This window comes from Clostridium sp. DFI.1.208 (assembly GCF_024463855.1).
Classification (GTDB): Bacteria; Bacillota_I; Bacilli_A; order Erysipelotrichales; family Erysipelotrichaceae; genus Clostridium_AQ.
The window spans coordinates 1-284 of the sequence record NZ_JANGCA010000280.1 but is presented as its reverse complement, the minus strand read 5'-3'; the positions used below and the strand labels follow the sequence as shown (position 1 = coordinate 284).

The window sequence follows — 284 nt, the reverse complement described above, 5'->3', positions numbered from 1 at the left end:
GAGAAGGAAAAGGAAGCAATCGTTTTGAGTGAGGAGCCTCTGCGTGTGAAAAATCCTGTGAAGCGCGAGGAGAAAAAGGAATTTGAGTTTTCACCTGTCATTTCTCCAATTTTCGGTTCCAGAGAAGAAGAGAGCAAGCCGAAGAAGAAGAGTGCGGCACCGCTGCCGCAGCGCGCAAAGAAAAAAAATCCTCTGGGAACCATTATCTCCCCGTATTACGTTGGCGGTGAGCTGGAGGAATTTGAAGCAAAGGCACAGGAAAAAATCGAAGAAAAAGAAAAGCT

1 protein-coding gene is annotated in these 284 nt (G+C 46.5%); it reads left to right on the top strand.

Annotated features, from left to right (window positions below):
* Positions 1 to 24 precede the first annotated feature (24 nt).
* On the top strand, positions 25 to 284 hold a 260-nt coding region (locus tag NE665_RS24370), incomplete at its 3' end, for a hypothetical protein (protein WP_256302765.1).